Source organism: Nitrospirillum pindoramense (assembly GCF_007827955.1).
Taxonomy (GTDB): Bacteria; Pseudomonadota; Alphaproteobacteria; order Azospirillales; family Azospirillaceae; genus Nitrospirillum; species Nitrospirillum amazonense_B.
The window spans coordinates 125475-148724 of sequence record NZ_VITR01000015.1; the positions used below are offsets into that span (position 1 = coordinate 125475).

At 69.8% G+C, this 23250-nt stretch carries 9 protein-coding genes (1 of these 9 cut by a window edge); 6 read left to right on the plus strand and 3 right to left on the minus strand.

Translation table 11 applies throughout. The annotated features are described in order from the left end of the window. The 6 genes from FBZ90_RS22320 to FBZ90_RS22345 form a co-directional block, all read left to right on the plus strand. A protein-coding gene (locus tag FBZ90_RS22320) for a non-ribosomal peptide synthetase (protein ID WP_145735195.1) crosses the window boundary here: on the plus strand, positions 1–9278 show its 3' portion. It extends 7732 nt beyond the left edge of the window; the window shows 9278 of its 17010 coding nt (coding positions 7733–17010); its start codon lies off the left edge, out of view; its stop codon occupies positions 9276–9278. Next, positions 9275–12874: an AMP-binding protein gene (locus tag FBZ90_RS22325; protein ID WP_145735196.1), complete on the plus strand. Its 3600-nt coding sequence runs from the start codon at positions 9275–9277 to the stop codon at positions 12872–12874. The genes FBZ90_RS22320 and FBZ90_RS22325 overlap by 4 nt, the downstream gene beginning before the upstream one ends. Then, positions 12871–14550, plus strand: coding sequence for a cyclic peptide export ABC transporter (locus tag FBZ90_RS22330; protein WP_145735197.1), 1680 nt, complete (start codon positions 12871–12873; stop codon positions 14548–14550). The genes FBZ90_RS22325 and FBZ90_RS22330 overlap by 4 nt, the downstream gene beginning before the upstream one ends. Further along, a complete protein-coding gene (locus FBZ90_RS22335; RefSeq protein WP_145735198.1) occupies positions 14550–16199 on the plus strand; it encodes a cyclic peptide export ABC transporter in 1650 nt (549 codons plus the stop codon). The genes FBZ90_RS22330 and FBZ90_RS22335 overlap by 1 nt, the downstream gene beginning before the upstream one ends. A 455-nt stretch (positions 16200–16654) precedes the next feature. Then, positions 16655–17275 carry a YcjF family protein gene (locus FBZ90_RS22340; protein WP_186455991.1) on the plus strand — a complete coding sequence of 207 codons (621 nt, stop codon included), beginning with the start codon at positions 16655–16657 and terminating at the stop codon, positions 17273–17275. Between the two features lie 97 nt (positions 17276–17372). Further along, positions 17373–17954 (plus strand): YcjF family protein, encoded by a 582-nt coding sequence (locus FBZ90_RS22345; RefSeq protein WP_145735200.1) that lies wholly within the window; start codon positions 17373–17375, stop codon positions 17952–17954. Between the two features lie 93 nt (positions 17955–18047). Here the strand turns inward: FBZ90_RS22345 and FBZ90_RS22350 are convergent, their stop codons facing one another. The 3 genes from FBZ90_RS22350 to FBZ90_RS22360 all read right to left on the minus strand — a co-directional run bounded on the left by FBZ90_RS22350 (position 18048) and on the right by FBZ90_RS22360 (position 23206). Continuing rightward, positions 18048–20621, minus strand: coding sequence for a beta propeller repeat protein (locus FBZ90_RS22350; protein ID WP_145735201.1), 2574 nt, complete (start codon positions 20619–20621; stop codon positions 18048–18050). Between the two features lie 20 nt (positions 20622–20641). Beyond that, positions 20642–21925: a prohibitin family protein gene (locus tag FBZ90_RS22355; protein ID WP_145735202.1), complete on the minus strand. Its 1284-nt coding sequence runs from the start codon at positions 21923–21925 to the stop codon at positions 20642–20644. Positions 21926–22414: 489 nt separating this feature from the next. Beyond that, complete coding sequence (locus FBZ90_RS22360; protein WP_145735203.1) at positions 22415–23206, minus strand: Fic family protein; 792 nt, start codon at positions 23204–23206, stop codon at positions 22415–22417. Positions 23207–23250 lie beyond the last annotated feature (44 nt).

Consider the following 23250-nt stretch of genomic DNA (forward strand, 5'->3'; position numbering starts at 1 on the left):
GTGACCTGGTTGCCCATCTGGCCGGCCGCTTGCCCGAGGCCATGGTGCCCGCCCGCTTCTTCCAGATGGCGCACCTGCCCCTGACCTCCAGCGGCAAGCTGGATCGCAAGGCCCTGGCGGGCACGCCCCTGCGGTCAGCCCCGGCCATGCCGATGCCGGCCACGCCGATGCCGGCTATCGCCCCATCCATCGCCGTCCCGGCGGACGCGGACCCGGCCGCCCTTATGGCCATCGAGGGGGAAATCGCGGGATTCTGGCGGGCGCTGTTGCCGGAGGCGGAGTTCGGGCCCCGGGACGGCTTCTTCACCGTGGGCGGCAACTCCCTGTTGGTCATCCGTCTGCACCAGCGTTTGGAAGCGCGCTGGCCCGGCGTCTTCGCCATCGCCGACCTGTTCGCCGCCGCCACCGTGGCCGACCAGGCCCGGCGGGTGGCGGCGGCCACGGGCGTGCCCGCCACCCCCATCTTGTCTATGCCGAACGCCGTTCCGCCCGAGGCTGGCCGTTCCCCGGTCGCGGCGTCCGCGCCCGTTGGCGCCCCTCCCGCCGTTCCGTCCGGCGCCATCGCCGTGGTGGGCCTGGCCGTCCGCGTGGCGGGGGCGGAGACGCTGGCCGACCTGTGGACCGACGTGGCCGCGGGTGTCGACCGGTTCCGGCCGCTGCCGGCCGGTCGTGTCGCTGATGTCCGCGCGCTCTACGCCGCCCTTGGGTTGCCCGTTCCCGCGACCTTCCGTGAGGCCGCTTATCTGGAGGAGGTGCTGGGCTTCGACTGCCGGCGCTATCGCCTGTCGCCGGCCGACGCCGCCCTGATCGATCCGGAACAGCGCTTGTTCCTGGATGTGGCCCTGCGCGCGCTGGAGGACGCCGGGCGCGGCGGCACTGCCCTGGACGACGCCAAGGTCGGCGTCTTCGTCGGCGCCAGCGGCCCCGGCCCCTGGCGGGCGGCCTTGCTGCGCGCTGTCGAGCCGCAGCGGGTGGAGCAGGCTTTCGCCCTGACGGTTCCGTCCAATGTCGCCACGCGTCTGTCCTTCCAGCACAACTGGCGGGGCCCCGCCGCCCTGGTCGACACGGCGTGCTCTGCCTCGCTGAGCGCGCTGCACCAGGGGGTGCGCGCGCTGCGGGCCGGGGATTGCGATTGGGCCCTGGTGGGTGGGGCCAAGGCCATCCTGCTGCCCCCGGGTGAGGACCAACGCCTGACCATCGACAGTTCCAGCGGCCGCACCCTGGCCTTCGCCGAGGGGGCCGATGGCACCGGCATGGGCGAGGGCGCGGTGGCGTTGCTGCTGCGCCCCCTGGCGGCGGCCTTGGCCGCGCGCGACCCCATCCACGCCGTCATCCTGGGCACGGCGGTCAACCAGGACGGCGCCTCCAGCGGGATGGCCGCGCCCAACCCCACGGCGCAGGCCGAGGTCATCCGGGCCGCTGCCGCCGATGCCGGTGTCTCGCTGGCCAGCCTGTCCTATGTGGAGGCCCACGGCACTGGCACCGCGTTGGGCGATCCCATCGAGATCCAGGGATTGACCACGGCCTTCGCGGCGGACACGGCGGAGGTGGGCTTCGCCTGGGTGGGAAGCGCCAAGGGGAACTACGGCCATCTGGATGGCGCCGCCGGGGTGTTGGGCCTGGCGCGGGCCATCCTGTCCCTGACGCACGATCTCGCCCCCCCGCAGCCCCATTTCACGGCGCCCAATCCGAAGATCGCCTTCGACCGGGCGCCGGTCGCCGTGCCCCGGCGGGCCATGGCGCTGGCCGACCGGGGCGGTCCCCGCCGGGCGGGGATCAGCGCCTTCGGCCTCAGTGGCGTGAACGTCCACGCGGTGGTGGAGGCGGCCCCCGCGCGCGTGGCGGCCCCCGCCACCGGCCGGTGGATAGCCGTGGGCCTGTCGGCGGCGGAGCCGGAGGCGTTGCGCGGCTACGCCGATGCCATGGTCGCGGCCTTGCGCGCCCGTCCGGACTGGAGCCTGGAGGAGATCGCCCGCACGCTGACGGAGGGGCGCGACACGCTGCCCGCCCGCTTGGCCGTGGCGGTGCGCGACCGCGGCGACTTGATGGCCCGCTTGGCCGTCTTCGTCGCGGCGCCGGCTGCCGCGGGTGATCTGGTGCTGGTCGGGGTGGCGCCCGCCGGCCGGCCTGGCGCCCGATGGGCAGCCGTGGGGCCGGACCAGGCCGCGGCCGAGGCAGCCGCCCAGGCCTTTGTCGCCGGCGCGGTTCTGACCTGGGGTGCAACGGACGGGACGACGGGTCGCGCCCATTTGCCGGCGGCCCCCCTGGCCCGGCGCCGCCTGGCGCCCGACCTGCCGGCGGCGACGCCCGTGGTGTCGACCGCGCCCGGCCTGCTGGGTCCGGCGGCGGTGACGCGGGAGGGCGCCTATCATTCCCTGGACGTGCACGCCCCCCATTTCTGGCCCATGGCGGAACACCGGCTGGATGGCGAGCCGACCTTGGTTGGCATGGCCTTCCCCGCCCTGGTGGCGACCGCCCGGGGACCATCGCGTCTCCGGGACCTGCGGTGGCTGCGCCCCCTCCGGGCGTCGCAAGTGGAGCCGAGAACCGTCACCTTACGCTTCTACGCCGATGGCCGCGCCAGTCTGGAGGGCCGGGCCCGTGGCGGTGCCTGGCAGACCTTCGTGGAGGCCCGGCTGGACGATGCGGCCCAGCCGCCGACGCCCGTGCCGGTGGCCGAGATCGTCGCCCGCTGCGCCGCGCCGACGGCGGCGCTACCCCTGCCGACCGAGGGGCCCGTCGTGGTCAGCGATCGTTGGCGGCGGCTGGATCGTCTGGTCGAAGGCGAGGGGGAGTGCTTGGCCTGGGCGTCCCCGGCGACCGCGCCCGGCGACGGGGGCGGTTTGGCCCTCGACCCCGCCTTGTTGGACGTGTCCACCAGCTTGGCTCTGGACCAGGCGGGCCTGATCCCCGCCCTGTGCGATGAAATCGTCATCCATGGCCGCCTGCCGTCTGCCCCCGTGGTCCATGTGCGCTGGCGCGCCGTGACGGACGGACGGGAGGCCGAGGTGGTGCTGGCTGATCCGGCCGATGGCCGCGTGGCGGTCGCCTTCCACGGCCTGCGCTTCCTGCGGCGGGCCACCGGTGCCGCCACCCCCCCGGCCCCGGCCGATATCGTCCCGTCCCGTCCGATCTGGACGGTGGCGCCGCTCACGGCGCCGGTGGCTGACACGCCGGTTCTGGTCGTGGGTGAGGGGGCGTTGGTCGATGGCCTGGTGCGCCACCTGACCACCACCGGCCTGTTGGCGGGCCAGTTCGACAGCGTTGCCCCGGACCAGGCGGCCGTGGCAGAGATTCTGGCGGCTGGGCCCGTGGACGTGGTGCTGGCACCGGGGAGCGGCCCGGACCTGGCCCAACGCGTGACTGGAGCCTTGCGCGTGGTGCTGGGCGCCCTGGTCCGCCCCACCCGCCTGTTGGGCGTCGGGTTCGGCGCCTTCGCCGTCGATGGTCAGTCCCTGGGCGACCCCGCCCAGGCCATCACCTTCGGCACCGTCCTCTGCGCGGGGATGGAGGAGGCCCTGCTGTCCTCCCGGTATGTGGATGCCGGACCGGCCACGCCGGCGGCGGACCTGTTGGCCGAGTTCACCGCGCCGGAGGCGCCATTTCGCGCTGTCGCCTGGCGGGACGGTGAGCGCCTGGTACGGGGCTTCGCGCCCCTGGCCGGGGACCTGACGGATGTGGCGCCCGATGCCATCGCGTGGCCGTCGGAGGGCGTTTGCGTCGTCACCGGCGGCTTGGGCGGCTTGTCGCTGCTGTTGGCCCCCACCCTGGCGGCTGGGGGCGATGTCGCCCTGGCGCTGTTGTCGCGTCAGGGCCGGGTGGCCGGCGCGGACCCGGACGCCCAGGCGCGGTCGGCCGCCGTCGAGCGGCTGCGGGCGGCCGGGCTGAGGCTCAGCCAGCATGCGTGCGATGTCACCGACCGGGCGTCGCTGGCGGCCACGCTGGACCATATCCGCCAGTCCGTCGGCCCGATCACGGCCGTGGTGCATAACGCGGGCGTGTCGGACGGGGGCTTCCTGGTCACTGCCGGCCATGACATCGCGCGGGAACTGGCGGCCAAGGTGGTGGGCGCCCGGCTGTTGGATGAGTTGACGCGGGATGACCCCCTGCGGGCCTTCGTCATGGCGGGTTCCCTGACTGGATTGCTGGGGGCCGCCGGCTTAGCTGGGTACACCGCCGGTAACGCCTTTCTTGACGGCTTCGCGGCCCACCGCCGTGCCCAGGGCCGTCCGGCCCTGACGGTCGATTGGTGCATGATCGGCGAGGTCGGCATGGCTGCCCGCACCCAGCACGCCCGGCTGAAGACGGAGGCGCACCTGGGCGCCGCCGACCTTCCCGTCGCCTGGCGGCGGGCCTTGGCCTCGGGTGAGGCGCAGGTGGCCATGCTGGACCCCTATGCCGGTCCGCCCTTGAGGGGTGAGACGCGCGCCATCCCTCCCCTGTCGGGGTTGCCCGCCGCCCCGGGCAGCGCGCCCAAGGTGGATGCGCCTGCGGATGGCGGCGGCGCGTTGGAAGCGGCGCTGGCCGCCGTCTGGGCCCAGGTGCTGGGGTATGACGCCGTGGCGCCGCAGGATGACTTCTACAGCCTGGGCGGTGATTCCATCGCCGGTATGCAGATCGTGGAACGGGTGGTGCGGGACCTGGGCCATGCGGTCACCCTGGCCGATTTGCTGGATGCCGGCACGGTGGCGGCGCTCGCGGCCCGGCTGCGGGCCAAATCCCGGCGGGGCACGGCCGTTCCCGCTTCCTCCGCCGCCATGGCGCTGGAGACGCCGGCGCTGCCCTTGGCACCGGAGGCCAGCGACTATCCGGTGGCCTGGGAACAGCTGGCGGTGCTGAATGCCGAGGCCGTGGCCGACATGGGCACCGCCTACAACCTGCCCATGGGCCTGAACCTTGCGCCCGGGACGACCGCGGCGCAGGTCGCGACGGCGGTCGAGGCCCTGGTCACCCGCCATGGGATTTTGCGCACCCGCTTCCTGCCGGCCGTGGCCGATGGGGCGGAACCGACCATGGCCCTCCTGCCGCGGGGACCGATCACCCTGGAACGGCTGGACCTGGCGGACGGGGAGGGGATGGACGCCGCCATGCGCGGCTGGGTGCGGCCGATCGACCTTTACGGCCCGCCGCCGGCCCGCTTCGCCCTGCTGGCGGTGGCCGGCCAGCCCCGCCGCCTCTTGCTCGACGTGCACCACGCCCTGGCCGACGCCTTCAGCGTGGAGGTGGTGTTGGCGGAGTTGGATGCGCTGCTCCGGGGCCGGGCATTGTCCCCCGTCCCGGCGCGAGAGTTGAAGGACTACGCCTGGTGGTCGCGGCGGGGTGCCGGGGCGTCGGACGATGCTGAGGCGGCCGCCTATTGGCGCCAGCGCTTCGCCACCTTGCCGCCCGTTTTGGACCTGCCGGCCGATCGTGCCCGCCCGGCCCAGCCCAGCCGGCGGGCCGGAACCTTGGAATTCACCTTGCCGCCGACGGTGATGGCGGCCATGCGCGCCGCCGCTGCCGCCCGGCGGGCCACGCCCTTCGCCTTGGTCACGGCGGCGTGGTCGGTTCTGCTGGCGCGTTATGCCCAGGTGGACGATTTGGTGATCGCCGTGCCGGTCGACTCCCGTGCCCAGGATGGTCTGGCCGGGATGGTGGGCATGATGGTCTCGCTGCTGCCCCTGCGCCTGTCGGTGATGGCGGGGGACAGGGTGGCCGATCTGGTGGACCGCGCCCAAGCCACCTGCACGGAGGCCCTGCGCCACCGCGCCTATGGCCTCGGCCGCCTGCTGGCCGATTTGGCCGTTCCCGCCCAACCCGGACGGGCGCCCCTGGCCGATGTCACCTTATCCTACATGAATTTCAAGGTCGCCGGCGATGGGGCGGCGGTGGACAGTTTCGGCTTGAACCGCACCGAGGCCAAGGCCGACCTGGCCATCTTCGTGCGCGACTTGCCGGATGCCGTCCAGGTCGCCTGCGAGTATGCGGCCGATTTGTTCGACCCTGACCGCATCGCCCGCTTGGCGGACCATTTCCAAACCCTGCTGGCCGGCCTGGCGGCGGCGGGACCGGACACGATGGTGGCCAGCCTGCCCCTGATGCCGCCGGTGGAAGTGGCCCGCATCGCTGGCTGGGAGCGTGGGGCCACGCCCGCCCTGGACCTGGACCTCGGCCTGTTCGGCGCCTTCGCCCGGCAGGCGATGTCCAATCCCGCGAAAGTGGCGTTGCGCGGGCCGGATGGTGACCTCACTTACGGCGCCCTGTTGCGCCGGGCCAGCGGCGTGGCCGCCCGCCTTGCCGCCGCCGGCGTGCGCCCCGGGGACCGGGTCGCCCTGCATGTGGAACGTGACGCCGCCGCCGTGGCCCTGGTTCTGGGCATCGCCGGCGCCGGCGCGGCCTACATGCCCCTGGACCCGACCTATCCCCCCGACCGCGTCGCCTGGTTGCTGGAGGATGGCGGTTGCGCGGTCGCGGTGGCGGACGCCGCCGGCCGGGCCGTGCTGTCCGACCGCCTGCCCGTCCTGGCGGCGGAGGAGATGCGCGAGGCCGAGGCGGACACGGTGCCGACCCCGCCGACGGATGGGCTGGCCTATCTGCTCTACACCTCGGGCTCCACCGGCCGGCCCAAGGGGGTTCTGGTGTCCCAGCGGGCCGTGTTGCGGCTGGCCCAAGGCGATGACTATGCCGACATCCGGCCGGATGACCGCGTGACCCAGACGGGCTCATTGGCTTTCGACGCCTCGACCTATGAGATCTGGACCACCTTGATACGGGGCGCCACCCTGTGCCTGGTGACGCGGGAGCAGTTGCTGGATCCTGTCCAATTGTCGGGCGCCTTACGCCGCTATCAGGCGACGGTGGCGTGGATGACCACCGGCCTGTTCAATCGGCAGGCGGACGCCGACCCCTCCTGCTTCCAGGGAATGCGGGCCGTTCTTACCGGGGGGGAGGCTGCCAGCCCCGCCCATCTGCGCCGGGTGCTGGAGGCGGCGCCGGATCTCGTCCTGTTGAACGCCTACGGTCCCACGGAGAACACCACCTTCTCCGCCATGCACCGTGTCACGGCGAACGACCTTAAACCAGGGGGCGGGCCCGTGCCCATCGGGCGCCCCATCGCCCATACCCGCGTCGCGGTTCTGGACCCCCAGGGCCATCCCGTCCCAACGGGCGTCTGGGGGGAGATCGTGGTGGGCGGGTTGGGCCTGGCCGATGGGTACAACGGTCGCCCGGACCTGACGGCGGAACGGTTTCGCGCCGACCCGGAGGACCCGGCCCAGACACTCTACTGGACGGGCGACCTGGGTCGTTGGCGGGCGGACGGCGTCCTGGAGTTCGGCGGGCGGCGCGATTCACAGGTGAAGATTCGCGGCTATCGCATTGAATTGGACGAGATCGAGCAGGTTCTGGCGACCTGTCCCGGCGTTGCCCGGGCCGTGGTCCTGCACCGGCCGCAGCCCGGCGATCTGGTGGCGTTCCACCAGGAGGCGGCGGGGGCCGCATGGGCGGGGACCGGACGGCGGGCGGAAGACCTGCGCGCCTGGCTGGCCGATCGGTTGCCGGCGTACATGGTGCCAAACCGCTTCGTCGCCGTGGCCGATGTGCCGGTGACCACCAATGGCAAGGTTGATCGGGCTCGCCTGCTGGCGGCCCTGGGCGCCGACCTGGACGTCGCCGCCGAACCGCCGCGCCCCGGTATGGAGCGGTTGGTGGCCGACATCCTGGCGGACCTGTTCAATCGGCCGGTGGAGGACCGCCGCCTAGGCTTCCTCGCCTTGGGGGGGCATTCGCTGCTGGCCATCCGCGTGGTCAACCGCATCGCCGAGGCGACTGGCGTGCGCCTGGCCATGCGCGACTTCTTCGCGGCTGACACGGTGGCGGAACTGGCGGCGCTGGCGGGCCGGGCCACGGAGACGGAGGCGCCCATTCCGCGCGCGGCGGAAGCGCCGGACTATCCGGCCAGCCACGCCCAGGCCCGCCTTTATCTGGCCCACCGTCTGGACAGTGACAGCGGCGCCTACAACATCACCTTCACCTTGCCGGCGACCGACCTGGATCCGGACGCCTTGGCCGGGGCGCTGGATCGCCTGGTGCGCGATCATGAGCCGCTGCGCACCCTATTGTTCGAGGCGAATGGCGCTATCCGCCAGCGCATCGAGCCCGAGGCTGTGCCGACGGTGGCCGTGGTCGACGTGCGGGAGGCGGACGACCCCTTGGCCGAGGCCCTGCGCTGGGCCCGGCGGGAGGCGGCGACGCCCTTCGACCTGACGCGGGTTCCCTTGGCCCGTGCCCGCGCCCTGCGCCTGGATGAGCGGAGCTGGCTGGTGCTGTTGGTCATGCACCATGTCGTGGGCGATGGCTGGTCGACCCGTATCCTGTTGCGCGAACTAACGGCCCATTACCGGGACGTGGTGGCTGGAGTGGCCTTCGCCGCACCCGAACGCGCCATTACCTATCGCGACTTCGCCGTCTGGCAGGCGGGCCGGGATTGGCGGGCCGCTGCCGACTATTGGCGGCGCACCCTGGACGGGGCACCCGGCGCCATCGTGTTGCCCTTGGACCGGCCGGCCCCGGCCATCCAGTCCCACCGGGGCGACACCGTCGCCCGGGTGCTGCCCCCGGCGGTGGCCCAGGGCCTGGCGGATTACGCCCGGGAACGCGGGGTGACCCTGGCCACGGTGGGCTTGGCCCTGTTCTCCAGCCTGTTGTACCGCCTTGCCCGCCAGACAGACCTGGTGGTCGGCATGGGGGTGGCGGGCCGGGACCGGGCGGCGCTTGAAGGGCTGATCGGCTTTTTCGTCAACGTGCTGCCCATCCGCCTGAGCTTCGACGACGAGACGGAATTCGACGGCTTGGTGGACCAGACCCACGCCGCCCTGATGGGCGCCCTGGAATATCGCGACTATCCCTTCGACCTGCTGGTGCGTGCGGTGGCACCCAAGCGCAGCGGCAATCGCCAGCCCCTGGTGAACGTCGTCTTCGAATACCAGCATTTCCAGGACCTGGGCGCTGACATGGCGGTGGACGACGGTCCCGCGCTTGGCGCCGCGGGCGACGGCACCGGGGATGGCGCCGGGGTCCTTGATCCCGCCTTCATGCAGGAGGTGGAGACGGCCATCCGGCCCGCCACCGCCAAGCATGACTTGCTCCTGTTCCTCACGGATCGGCCGGATCGCATGGAATTCCTGCTCGAATACGACACCGACGTCATCGACCGGCCGACGGCCGAGCGCTGGCTGGCCTATCTGGGCCAATTCGCCACCATGATCGTGAACCGACCTGGCAAGGAGGCCGCGGAGTGAGAATCGCCGATTTCATGTTCGAGTTGGACGAGGATCGCGCGCGCCAACAGGACAGGAGGGCGGAGGATGCCTCCGCCAAGGCTGGCATCCGCCGGGCTGCCGACGACTTGGCGGGCCAGACCATCCTCACCCGGTTCAGCCGTTGGGCCGCCATCCGGTCGGATTCGCCGGCGCTGGTGGATGAGGCCGGGAGCATCACCTTTGCCGCGCTGGACGCCTGGTCCAACCGCATCGCCCACTGGCTGGGCCGGGCGGCCCTGGCGCCGGAAACCCGGGTGGCCGTCATGATGGGCCGCAGTCGTGGCTATCTGGCGGCGGCGCTGGGGGTGCAGAAGGCGGGCTGCGTCTATGTGCCGTTGGACCCAACCCAGCCCTTGCCACGCCGGCGCGACCTGGTCCGCATCGCCGGGGCCGAAGCCATGATCGTGGACGCGGTGAACCTGGGCGACCTGCGGGCGCTGCAGTGGCAATGCCCGTCCCTGGCGCACGGCCTCTGCCTGGACGCCGCCGATCCCGCCGCCATGGTCGAGGCCCCCAGCGTGATGATGTCCACCGAACTGTGGGATCATATCGCGGCGGAGGAGGTGGACGACGTCAACGCCGGCGGCTGGAAAAGCCCCTTCACCGGCCAGCCCATGGCGCCCGAGGCCATGGCGGCGTTCGGTGACAATGCCCGGCGCAAGCTGGCACCATTGCTGGGCCCCACCGCGCGGGTGCTGGAGATCGGTTGCGCCTCGGGCTTCACCATGCGGCGGGTGGCACCGCTGTGCGGCCATTACGTAGCGAGCGATATTTCCCGCCTGAACGCGGAGCGGGCGGAGGCGGTGGCCCGCCGCCTGGGCCTGGACCATGTCGTCGGCCGGCATCTGGTCTCGCATGATATCGACCTGCTGCCGGCCGGGTCCTTCGACCTGGTCATCCTCAACAGTGTGATCGAAAGCTTTCCCGGCTTCGGTTACCTGGCGTCCGTCCTGGACAAGGCCATGGCCTTGCTGCGGCCCGGCGGCGCCCTCTTCCTGGGCAACATCTGGGATCTGGACCGGAAGGAGGCTTACCTGGCCGACCTGGCCACGTTCGCCCGCGACCATGCCGGGCAGGGCTATAACCCCCGCCTGGATCTGGACGACAACTTCTTCGTTCCCCGGGCCTTCTTCCGCGACTGGGCGGCGGGGCGGCCGGAGGCGCCCTCGCTGGACTTTTCCGCCATTGAGGCGCCGGGCTTCGACCCGGCACCTTATGATTTCGATCTGGTGGTCCGCCTGGACGGCCGGGCCGAGGGCGCGCGCCGCCACCGTTGGATCGCCGGCGCCGACACGCTGGAGGCGCTGCCCGGGACCGCGCCTGCGGTCCAGGTGACGCCGGACAGGGCCGCCTATCTCATGTTCACCAGCGGCACCACGGGCGTGCCCAAGGGTGTGGTCATCGAGCACCGGTCCGTCGTCAACATGGCCGCCGCCATCGACCGCAGCCTCCATCAGCCCATGGCGCAGGGACGGCAGTTGGCCGCCACCTGCAATTTCACCTTCGCGTTCGATGGCTCGATGCACGCCATCTATACCACGCTGTTGAATGGTCACGCCCTGCACATCAGCGGCGAAGACACCCGGCGCGACCCGGCGGCCCTGCACGACTTCCTGGAGCGCCATGGCATCGACGTGTGCGACGCCACCCCCAGCCTGTTCAGCATGCTGGCGGATTATTGGCATGACAGTGGCCAATCCACCCGGGTCCGCCGCTTCATCCTGGGAGGGGAGGTCATTCCGGAAGCGGCGTTGCGCCGGTTCTTCGACGTGCCCGCCCATCGCGACGCCTCAGTGGTGAACCAGTATGGCCCCAGCGAGGCCTGCGTCTGCGCCACCCAGTACCTGATGACGGCCGCAACGTGGCGGGAACAATTGCCGCCACCCATCGGGCTGCCCCTGGATGGCATCGCGCTGCGCCTGACCGACGGCCAGGGGCGTGAGGTGCCGGACGGCGTGCCCGGTGAAATCCGCATCGGCGGCATCTCCGTCGGGCGGGGTTATCTGGGCAACCCAGTGCAGACCGCCGCTTATTTCGAGACGGACGCGGACGGCCAGCGCTGGTATCGCACCGGCGATCTGGCACGGCGCCTGGGCAACGGCCAGTTGCAGTTCCTGGGGCGCGAGGATCGACAAGTGAAGATCCGGGGCCACCGGGTGGAGCTGGGCGAGTTGGAAGCCCGCCTGACCAAGCATCCGCTGATCCGCCACGCCGTCGTGCTGGCCCGGGACCCGCGCGGCACCGGCGACAGGCTCCTGGTCGCCTATGTCGTGCCCCGCCCCGGTTTTGACGCGGCCGAGGTGCGGTCGGCGCTGGAGGCGGCGCTGCCCGCCTGGATGGTGCCCGCCCATATTCTGACGGTGGATGCCTTGCCCATGACCAGCAACGGCAAGCTGGACGAGGCGCGCCTGCCCAACCCGGCCGACCAGGCGGCCCCGGTGGTACGGCCGCTGGCAACAGAGACGGAGCGGCGCCTGGCCGCCATTTGGGAACAGGTGCTGGACCAGCCGGTGGCGGATGCCGAAGCGGACTTCTTCCTGAGCGGGGGGCACAGCGTGCTGGCCGTGCGGCTGCTGTCGGCGGTGGAGGCGGGGTTCGCCGTGCGCCTGCCGCTGGCGGAATTGTTCGCGAGTTCCACCGTGGCGGCCATGGCCCAGCTGATCGATGGCCGGAAGCAGGCAGCCGACTGGCAGCCGGTGGTGGCGGTGAACCCGTCCGGCGACCGGGTGCCGCTGGTCTGTTTCCACCCCGTGGGCGGCAACGTGCTGTGCTACCGCGAGTTGGCGCAGGCCCTGGGGCCTGCCCAGCCGGTCTACATGGTGCAAAGCTATGGCTTGGAGGAGGGGCAACCCCTGCTGCCGACGGTGGAGGCTCAGGCCGACGCCTATGTGAAGGCGCTGCGGCCGGTACTGGGTGACGGTCCGGTGGCCGTGGCGGGCTGGAGCTTCGGCGGTTTGCTGGCCTGGGAGGCGGCATGCCAGCTGCAACGCGCCGGCGTCGACCTGCGTGCCGTCATCGTCCTGGACGGCGTCGCCGCCCCCGACCCGGTGCGTGAGCTGCTGCAGAAGGACGAAGCGGAATACCTGGCCGCCCTGTTCGACGAGATGGGGCTGTTCGACGCGGACACGCTGCGGCCGATGACGCCCGAACAGCGGCTGGATTTCATCCTGGAGCAGAACAAGGGCGGCCATTTCCTGCCGGACGGCATGGACCGGGCGGGGATGCGCCGCCTGTTGGCCCTGTTCCAGAACAACGGCTTGGCGGCGGTGCGCTACCGTCCGCGGCCGCTGGACACGCGCCTGCTGCTGGTGCGGCCGCGCGTCGTCACCGGCCAGGCCCCGGGCATTCCCGGCGATGACCTGAACGGATGGGGCCCGTTGGCCACCCAGGGCGTGGACCTGCGGTGGATGGAGGGGACCCACGGACAGATGTTGGTCCAGCCCTGGCTTGCCGAACTTGCCACCCACGTGAGATTGTGGCTGGACCCGGTCAACCGCCGATCAGCAGGCCCCGTCCGTATGTCGACCAATCCGATACCTGTTCCCGGTTCCGTCGCCTCGCCCGGGTCGCGATGAATCTCATCCGTTTGCTTGCCCGGTTGGGACCGGGGCCCCTGCGACGGCTGGTGGCGGGCGCCGCGCTGTCGGCGCTGTCCAGCACCCTGGTGTTGGCGGTGGTGAACGCCGCCGCCGCCGAGATCGCCGAGAAGAAGACCAGCCAGGTGAACCTGTGGTTCGCCGCCGCCTTCGCCGTGGGCGTGGTGGTCTACGCCCTGATGGAGACCTGGATGGTGGCCCGCATGGGCGCCGACCTGGAGGAGGCGATCGACGGCGTGCGCATGGAGCTGATGCGGCGGCTAAGCCGGGTCGACCTGTGGAAGTTGGAACGCTTCGGACGCACGCGCCTGTACGACAGCATCACCCAAAGCACGCAGATGATCTCGGCCAATTCCCATTTCCTGGCCTTGTCGCTGCGATCCTTCCTGCTGACCATCGCCGTCATGGTCTACATCGCCTGGATCTCCGGTTTGGCCTTCCTGGTCGTGACAGGTTTGCTGGCCTTCTGCGCCGTCGGTTATCTGCGCCTCGGGCGTGACCTGACCGACCGCCAGGGTATCCTGGCCGCTGAAACCGCCGGCCTGCACGAGGGCGTCACCGACCTGTTCGACGGCTTCAAGGAACAGCGGCTCAGCAGCGCCCGCAGCCATGACCTGGGCGCCACGTTCAGCGGTGTCTCCGCCCGGGTCATGACCGCGCAGAGCGAGGTTCACCTGCATGGCTGGCAGCAGTTCATCTTCGGCGCCACCGTGTTCAACCTGATCATGGGGGCCGTGGTTTTCATCGTGCCCACCTATTCCACGGCCTTCAGCCAGCAGGTGGTGAAGGTGGCGGCGGCCGTGCTGTTCATGTCCTCGCCATTCTCCGCGCTGATGCAGACCGTTACCCTCATGGGCGCGTCGGAGGCGGCGGCCGGGCGCATGCTGTCCCTGGGGGAGGAATTGCTGGCGCTGGAGGAGGGTGGGCCCGAGGTGACGCCCGTGCCCGTATCGGCGGATTTCCAGGAAATCACGCTGTCCGGGGTCGAGTTCAGTTTCCCGGCGCCCGCGGGCGAACGCCCGTTCGTGGTCGGCCCCATCGACCTGACCCTGCGCCGAGGTGAGACGGTATTTGTCACCGGCGGCAATGGCTCGGGCAAATCCACTTTCGTCCGCCTGCTGACGGGATTGTACCATCCGTTGCGCGGCACCCTGGCCGTGGATGGGGTGCGGATCGGTCCCGAGCGCTATGACGGCTATCGTCAGCTGATGGCCACCGTCTTCGCCGATTTCCATCTGTTCAAGCGGCTGCACGACAGCGCCCCCAATGCCAAGGATGAGGCGCCGGCCCTGATGCGCTGGATGGAGATGGCGGAGATCACGGCGTTGGAGGGGGACCATTTCGGCCGACAGGACCTGTCCACCGGGCAGAAGAAGCGCCTGGGCCTGGTGACGGCGCTGATGGAGCGCAAGCCCATCCTGATCCTGGATGAATGGGCCGCCGACCAGGACCCGCACTTCCGGCAGAAATTCTATCGCGAGATCCTGCCGGCGCTGAAGGCGCGGGGGCTGACCATCATCGCGGTCACCCATGACGACCGTTATTTCGACGCGGCCGATCGCTGCCTGCGGATGGAGATGGGGCGCATCGTCCGCGAGGACCGCCCCGACCATGCCATCGCGGCTGCCGCCGGCCAGCCGGGGGAGGGCGCCTGATGCGCATGTGGCGCCTTGTCGTCGAGGAAATTCCACAGAACCTGCGGTCGCTGGCGTGGACCGCGGCCCTGTCGGCGCTGGCGTCCACCACCCTGATGTGGCTGGTGGACGAGGCCTCGCAGCAGGCGGCCAAGGGGTCGGTCAGCGAACGGCTGGTCCTGCTGTTCGCCCTGTCGATCACCCTGTTCGCCGTCAGCGACAACTACGTGCTGGTCACCGCGTCCCAGGACGCGGAAAATATCATCCACCGCCTGCGCACCCGGCTGTTCGACGCCGTTCGCGCCTCCGACCTGGTGAGCGTGGAGCGGCTGGGGCGTACCCGGCTGTACAGCGCCCTGACCCAGGATACCCAGACCCTGGCGCGCAGCCTGCCCTTCCTGGTCATCGGCGTGCAGCAGGCCATCGTCCTCGTTTTCCTGGGCGTCTATCTCGCCTGGCTGTCGGTGGCCGCCTTCGTCATGGCCTTCGGGTTCGCCATCGTGGCGGTGGCGGTGCGCTATGCCCGCATGAAGGCCTTGGGCCAGGCCATGCGCGACGCGGTGGCGGCGGAGATGGCGGTGTTCGACGGCCTGTCCGACATGCTGGACGGCTTCAAGGAAGTGCGCATGAGCACGACGCGCGCCGAGGGGCTGGTGGCCGACGTGGGGGCGGCCTCGGCGGAGGCGCGGCGCATCAAAAGCCGGACCAAGGCGCAATGGGGCTGGGAGTTCGCCCTGCTGCAGGCCATGTTCTATACCCTGATCGGCCTCATGGTCTTCCTGGTGCCGCTGGTGGCCAAGGACTACGCCGATGTGGTCGTGCCCGCCACCATGACCGCACTGTTCGTCGTTGGCCCCGTCGGCACCCTGGCCCACGTCACCCCGATGGTGACGGAGACGGAGATGGCCCTGGCCAACATGGACGACATCACCAGCCAATTGCGCCGGGCGGTTGAATTGCGGGCGGGCGAATCCGCCCTGCCCCTGTCGGCGCCGCGGCATATCGCGCTTCAGGACGCCGTTTTCTCCTACGCTGACAGCAAGGGCCGCCCCCTCTTTTCCGTGGGGCCCCTGACCCTGTCCTTCCAGGCGGGTGAGATCACCTTCGTCACCGGGGGCAACGGGTCGGGCAAATCCACCATGTTGCGCCTGCTGACCGGCCTGGCGCCGTTGAGCGGTGGCCAGATGCTGGCCGATGGCGTGCCGGTGGCGCCTGGGCAGATGCAGGCCTATCGCGACCACTTCTCCGCCATTTTCGCCGACCACCACCTGTCCCGCCGCCTCTATGGCGTCGGCGCCATCGACCCCTTGCGGGTGGAGGCCCTGCTGGAGCGGCTGGAGATGACGGGCAAGGTCCATGTGGCCGACGGCGCCTTCAGCACCATCGATCTGTCCACCGGCCAGCGCAAACGGCTGGCCTTGCTGGTGGCGGAGTTGGAGGACAAGCCCATCCTGGTCTTCGACGAATGGGCGGCGGACCAGGACCCCCATTTTCGCCATGTGTTCTATGAGGAACTTCTGCCGGCGTTCAAGGCGCGGGGAAAGATCGTCATCTGCGTGACCCATGATGATCGCTGGTTCGGCATGGCCGACCGCATCTATCACATGAACGAAGGCCAAGTGATGGAACAGCGATCCTCGGTAACCGCTGCCATGGAACTGCAATCTTGAGAGTGAGGACTTGGGATGCCGGTCGTGTTGGCGCCGCTGGCATTGCCTGGGCGGTATACCAAAATTGGGTCTAACCAAAGAATCCAGCAACTCTAACGTTAAAGTCCTGGATATCAGGAATTGTTAAACGTAGTATACGGACGTGTTTTGGGTGGGGTCGTGACTGACGGTTTCACCCCCTGGCCATTTGCGGCCTGCGCCTGCGGGCGCTGACGGGAGCACAGGGTACGATGGCAGGCAAGCGCTCTGGTTCCGGCGGTCGCGGGCGGCGCCCGGCGAACGTTGTCTCGGCCCCCGCCAGCGCCGGTGGTGATGCCGGTTCCCCCGCAAACGCGTCCAGCCTTCCCGCAGAGCCGCCGTCCGAGGCGGCGGCCTCGCTGGATATTCCCCCGATTTCCCCGGCCGCCAGCGAGGCCGGCCCGATCCCCGACCACCCCCCTGGAGAGTATCGACCGATGAGCGAAACCCCCGAGACGGCCCCGGCCGACACCACTCAAGCCGACACCACTCAGGCCGAGGCTGTCCACGCCGAAGCCGCCGCTGCCGAGACGGCGACCACCACGCCCGAATCCACCGCCCTGGCGCTGGAGGCCCACGCCAACACCGTGGTCCGCCACAATATCTACCTGGCCGCCGTCGCCGGTGTCATCCCGTTCTCCTTCGTGGACACCGCCGCGCTCATCGCCGTGCAGCTGAAGCTGGTCCATGACCTCGCCGGCGTGTACGGCAAGGATTTCCGCGCTGACGTGGGGAAGGCGGCCGTCTCTTCGCTGCTGGCCAGCGTCACGCCCACCCTGCTGACCGGTGGTGTCGTCCGTTCCGGTCTGGTGACCGCCCTGTCCAACGCCGTGCCCGCCGCCGGTTTGGCCTTGCGCATCGCCACCCAGCCGGCTTTTGGTGCCGCCTTCACTTATGCCGTCGGCAAGGTGTTCCAGCACCATTTCGCCACCGGTGGCGACCTGCTGAGCTTCGAAGTCGCAAAGGCGCGCGACTTCTTCACCAACACCTTCAACCAGGCGCGCGGCAAGTCGGCCAAGGAGTTGGCGGCACCGGCGCCCGAGGCGGTCGCGGCTTAAGGCAGATCGGCGCCGCCGTCCGGCGCCGGGTTGGTTGTCCGGTGCCCCCCGTCCTGCGACGGGGGGCACTTTTTCATGGAAACTAAGGGAGAGTGGCATGGTGGAAAGCACGACTGTCGCCCCGACGCCGGCGGTGGTCCACGCCGCCGGCGAGTCCGTGCGCGGCGATCTGGCCCTGACCTTGCTCGCCAACAACAAGATCAAGGATTACGTCGTCGCCACCATGGCCTTGTCCACGGTGCCGTTGCCCATAGTGGACCTGGCGGGCATCACGCTCATTCAATTGCGCATGGTCCAGAAGCTGTCCCAACTGTACGGCAAGCCGTTCAGCAAGGAATTGGGAACGTCGGTGTTGGCCTCGTTGGCCGGCACCTTCAGCGGATTGGCCGGTGGCATGGCCGCCGTCAGCCTGCTGAAGCTGGTGCCGGGCGTGGGGGAGGCGGTCGCCTTGGCCGGCCTGCCGGTGGCCACCGGCGCCATGACCTACGCCGTGGGCAAGGTTTTCGTCCGCCACTATGAGGATGGCGGGTCGTTGCTGGACCTGGATACGCTGACCTTCAAGGACTTCATCGCCGAGCAGTTCGAGACGGGCAAGAAACTGGCCCACGAAGCCCGGCAGCAGGCCAAGGAAAAGGCGAAGCAGGCCAAAAAGGCCGCCAAGAGCAAGCCGGCCGCCTGATACGCGCGGCCTCTTGGCCTCTCCGCTGGGGCCCTTCCGCGGCTCCGTTCCGGCGGCCCGCCCAAGGGCGGGCCGCCGCACCTGCCCCGCACCTCACGGATTGCTGGTCTGCTGGTCGGCCCTTACCTCCACTACCCGCCCGCCGGCCAGCGCCACCCAGACGCCGGCCCCGTCCGCCAGGGAGGCCAATGCCACCGGCCGCTGGTTCTGCACGTTGGATCGGCCGGCCGCTGGCAGGATCTCACCGGCGGGGAAACTTGGGGCCGCGCCGAAGCCGGTGACGCGGCCGTCCGCGGCCAAAACCCAATAGCCATCGCCGGCCGGCCGGATGGCCAGCGCGACGGCGGCGGCGGCGGCGTCCCCTAGATGGGCCATGGTGCCGAAGGTGCGGACCGAGCCATCGGCATGCAGCAGGGCGTAGCCCTCGCCGATGGGGCTGGTGGCGATCGCGACCACGGGGGCGCCGACGGGGGTGGTGGGCGATCCGGGGCCGGGGCCCAAATCGCAGGACGCGTCGCCATGGCATTGGACAGTGCCATCCGACAGGGCGATGCGGTAGCCCAGGCCAGAGGGGCTGGACGTCAGGCCCACCGCCTTCTGGCCGGGCAACAGGTCGCGGGCCTCGCCATACTCCTTCACGTTGCCGATGGCATGGACGTGGCCGTCGCGGCTCAGCAGCCAGTAGCCGTCACCCATTACCGGTGCCGCCATGGCGACGATCGGGCTGCCCGACGTGGCGCTGATCTGGCCTTGGCTGACGGCGGGCTTGGCCGCCAGGACATGGCCGTCGGCCTGGGCCAGCCAATAGCCCTCGTTGATGGGCAGGGTCACGGTCTGCCACGTGACCCCGCCATCCTCGGAATGGGCGCTGGTGCCGCTATATGCCATGGCGACCACTTGGCCCGGACCCTGGGCGATCGCGCAGAGGGTGCTGCGCGTGCCTGATTGGCGGGCGATCCAGCGCCCCGGGCCGGGTGAGGCGACAATGGTTCCGCCGCTGCCGGTGGCCACCACGCCGGCGGTGGTGAGGGTAACACCGCACAGTTTCTCGTCCGTGCCCGTTTCTTCCCGGGTCCACGTCTGGCCGTCCAGAGTGCGCAAGGCGACGCCGTCGGACCCGACGGCCACGGCGCTGTCGCCATCGGTCACCACCGCCAGCAGATCCTGGTGGGTAAGCGGGGGCAGCGTGCGCCACGCGACACCATCGCGCGACACGGCGATCAGTCCGTTCTCGCCCACGGCGACGGCGTAGCTGCGGGCGGCGGCGACCGCGAGCAGAGCCAAAGAGGTGGAATGCCCGGCTTGGAGTGGGTCCGACACCGCGCGCGCTTCCCATAGATCACCATCCGGTGAGGTCAGCAGCGTGCCGTTGCGGCCGACCGCCAACAATTGGCGCTGATAGGCGGCCACGCCCATCAAGTCGGCCTTGGTGCCGCTGAAGCGGGACGACCACAGCACGCCATCCCGCGACATCAACACCAGGCCCCGGTCGCCCACGGCGGCCAGGCCGCCTTGGAACCGGGTGACGGCCCACAAGCCGTGATGGGTGGGGGGGGTACGGCGGATCCAGTTCTGGCCGTCGATGGAGGACAGGATGGCGCCACCGCCCCCCACGGCGGTGAAACCGGCGCCGTCATTGTAGACAACGTCCAGGACGGGTTGGCCGATGGAGGGGCGTTCCACCCGCCACCGCCGCCCGTCGGTCGATGACAGGATGACGCCGCCCGTGCCGACAGCGACCAACCGATCATCGGTGCGGACCAGGGCGCGCACGTCATAGTGGGCGTCCGAGGCCCATTCCTGCCAGGCCTTTCCCGGCCAGGCCAAACCCAATACCCCGCCCGTGCCCGCCGCCGCGATCCCCTCCGTCGTCGCCAGCACCGCATGGATGGTGATGTCGGGAACAGGGGTCAACTGGCGCCAATGACAGCCGTCGCTGGAGCGCAGCAATTCGCCATTGCTGCCGCCCGCCACGAAGCCCAGCGTTGGTGAATAGGTCACGGCGTCCAGAACCGCCCGGTTGCCCAGGAGGCAGGGGGTCCAAACCACGCCGTCGCTGGACGTGGCGGACAGGCCCTCGCCCACCGCCACGAACCGGCCGGCCTCATAGGTCACGGCGTTCAGGTTGGCGTCATTCAGGTTGACATCGGCGGACAGTTCGACCGCCGTCCAGGCCCGGCCATCGGTGGAGGTCGCGAGGCCAGCCGCGCCTAAGGCGACATAACGGTCGGGCGACGCGGCGACGGCGGTCAAGGTGCCGGCGACCCCGGTCTGTTCGACGTGCCAGGTGATGGCGTCCGTGGACAGCAGGGCCGTACCGCCGGAGCCGACCGCCACCAAGCCGCCGGGCCCGCTGGCGATGCCATACAACTCGCTGCGGATGGGGGTGTACTGGCGCGACCATGCCCGGCCGCCGAAATTGGTCAGGACCACGCCGCCTTCCCCGACAGCCACCAGCGTGACGCGACCGCCGATGCGGGCCCGGGCGACACCATGCAGGGCTTCGGAGCCGGCATAGGCCTCATGAAAGCCGGCAATGGCCACCACCGGGGCGGGGGCGACCGTTCGGCGGTACAGCGCCACCACTCCCTGGGGGAACAGCCAAGCGATCAAGGCCAGGCCCGCGAACAGCGTCGCCAGGAATGCCAGGCGCCGGCGGATGGTCATGGGACGGAGGGCCACCGGGATCACGGCGCGCGGGGGGACGGCGACAGGGGCGTCGGCTGTGGGGCCACCGCGTCGGCGGCGGGGTGGGTGGTGGCGGGCGCTGGTACCGTCCCTTGGCCCCCCCCGGGTGCGACCCCGCCCGGGAGTGCCGGCTGATGCGGCGAGCCCTGGTTGGAGGAGGGGGGCGTACGCGACGGGGCGTCCAGGGGGGCGACACCATCGGGCAGGGGGGGCGGCCACGGACGTCCCTCCTGGGGATCGCCAAGCGCTTTCCCCGACGCCGCGCCGCCGTTGCCCTGTGCCGCCGGCACGGTGCCGACGCGCGGCCCTTTGGATGGTGGTGCTTCCGTTCCCGATCCGGCCAGGTCGGCCGGCAGGGCGCTCCCCCGCTCCGTGGTGTCGAGGATCAGCGGCAAGCCGTTCTGTGAGCCAATGACCACCACCTTGGCGTTGGGCGATTTGGCCAGTGCCAGGGTGGCCTCGATGCCTTTCCAGCGCAGGTAGCGGTCCGAGATGCCGTTGGACACGATCTCCTGGAACTGGCGCACGCCCTGGGCCTCGATGGCCTTGCGCTCGCTTTCCAGCCGTTCCTTCTCCAGCACGAATTGGAAGCGGAGCGCGTTCTGCTCTTCCGCGATCTTCTGCTCGATGCTGGCCTGCACGGTGGGCGGCAGGGCGATGTTCCGGATGAAGATGTCCTGGATGTTCAGCATCTGGCGGTTACCGCCCATGTCCAGATGGCTGCGGGTCAGTTCATTGCGGACCAGGGCCGCCACCCGCTGTTCCAGGATGGAGCGATTGATGCTGTACAGATCGTCCGGCCGCAGCTCCGCCATGGCGTTGCGGATCTCGGAACTCATGGTCGGCAGGATCAGGGTCGTCTCGAACTGCGGCCCCAGCGTCTCATGCAGGTTGGCGACCAGGTCGCGGTCGATGAAATAGGAGATGGTCAGTTGCACGTCGACAGACAGGCCGTCCCGGGTCAGGGCCTGCACCGTCTCATCCAGCCGCCGCAGGCGGACGTCGTAGATGTAGATGCGGTCCCAGGGAGCGATGATCTTCAGGCCGGGATTGAAGTGGAAGCCCAACTGGGTGCCGCCGGCCAAGCGCAGCCACAACACGCCCACCGAACCGGCGGGAATGTTGATGAAGATCCGGTCGGCCAGGGCCACGACCAGGAAAGCCAAAACCAGGACGGCCAGGAATATGTTCAAGCGGTGGCGGCGGCGCCAAGCCTTGAAGCGGGCCCGCAGGCCCGGCTTCGCGGCGGGGGGCGTCGTGTTCGCGTCCGTGGCTGCGGTCATGCCTCCACACCGTTCTTCATCAGGTCCTCAACGGGTTGGGAATAGTCCCCGGATGGGGTAGGCTAGGGGTGGCGATCAGCGCGGTGGTCATTCCGAGAGCCCCCTTGGCCTTTAACGACGCCGGAAATTAACTGAATTTGGTGAGCGCGAGAAGCCGGTAATCGTAATCCGAACAAAACCTACCAAACTTCCCGCCTAGAGATTGTGGTGCGCTGGGTGTCCTGGTACAGAATCCTGGCTGGCCTGATGGGGCCGCCTCCATGCCCGTAAGCGCGAGGACCCCCGGTCCATCCTTGGCTTGGCGTTGGGCACCACCCCGGATGTGTCGGACAGCGTCATGCTGCCGGCTGGAGTACACCGGGAAGCTTGCCGCGACTATCACAAGCCACGGCGGAATGTTGCGCGCCAACGGGGCCCTCCGGCCCGACGCTGAGGGTGCCGGCCAGGCGCCGCGCGTTCACGTCGCCGTTGTCCCAGACCGTTCAGCGCCTATCCGCTGCTGCTATGGACCGGGTAGAGCAGGTCCAAGCCATTGGTGATAAAATCGGCGAGCGGGTGCCAATCATTGTGATACTGGGCCTGCCGCAACCGGATCAGGAACCCGCCATGGGAGATCTTGGAAAGCGTGTATAGCGGGACATACAGGGGTGGCAGCCGGTGAGTGCCAACCACCAAGTTGAACAGGACCCGGGATGTCCGGCCATTCCCGTTCAGGAAAGGATGTAGGTTGCAGATGGCGTTCATGGCCACGGTGGCGGTGAAGGATCGGCTGTAATCCAGGTTCGACGCGATGAAATCGTCCATGGCCCGCATGCGCTCAGAAATATGAACTGCGCTCGGGAACAGCACTTGATAGCCGCCAAGGTCCTTCCTGGAATAGCATGGTCCGTCGCGGTAATTTGTCCGTAGCCTCAGTGCTTCCCGGACCGCGGTTACGCATAAGGCAAATGACGGTTCCGCCGCGCCGCCCCCTGACATAAGGTTGATCAGAGCATTGATTTCCTGGCCAACCCGGGCATCTTCATACTGATCGGCGTTGAGGGCCGTGAAATGTGCCGAAAGCTCGTGGCGCAAGCGGCTCACGCCGGTGTCATGCAAGCGGTCGCGAAAAGCCGGATCTCGCGCCTGCATTAGCAGCCGCCTGCGTCCGTCGGCTGAGATGTCGCCCAGACGTCGGTCAAGGTCGATGTAAGCCTGCCGGCATTCCGCCGGCAAAGCATTGAAATGAGGCATCGGCATCAGCGGAACATGGAACAGGCGTGACGGCTGGGTTTGACCCAATGATCCCCTCCTCCCCCCGGTGTCTCGATCCAAATGGAAAGAAT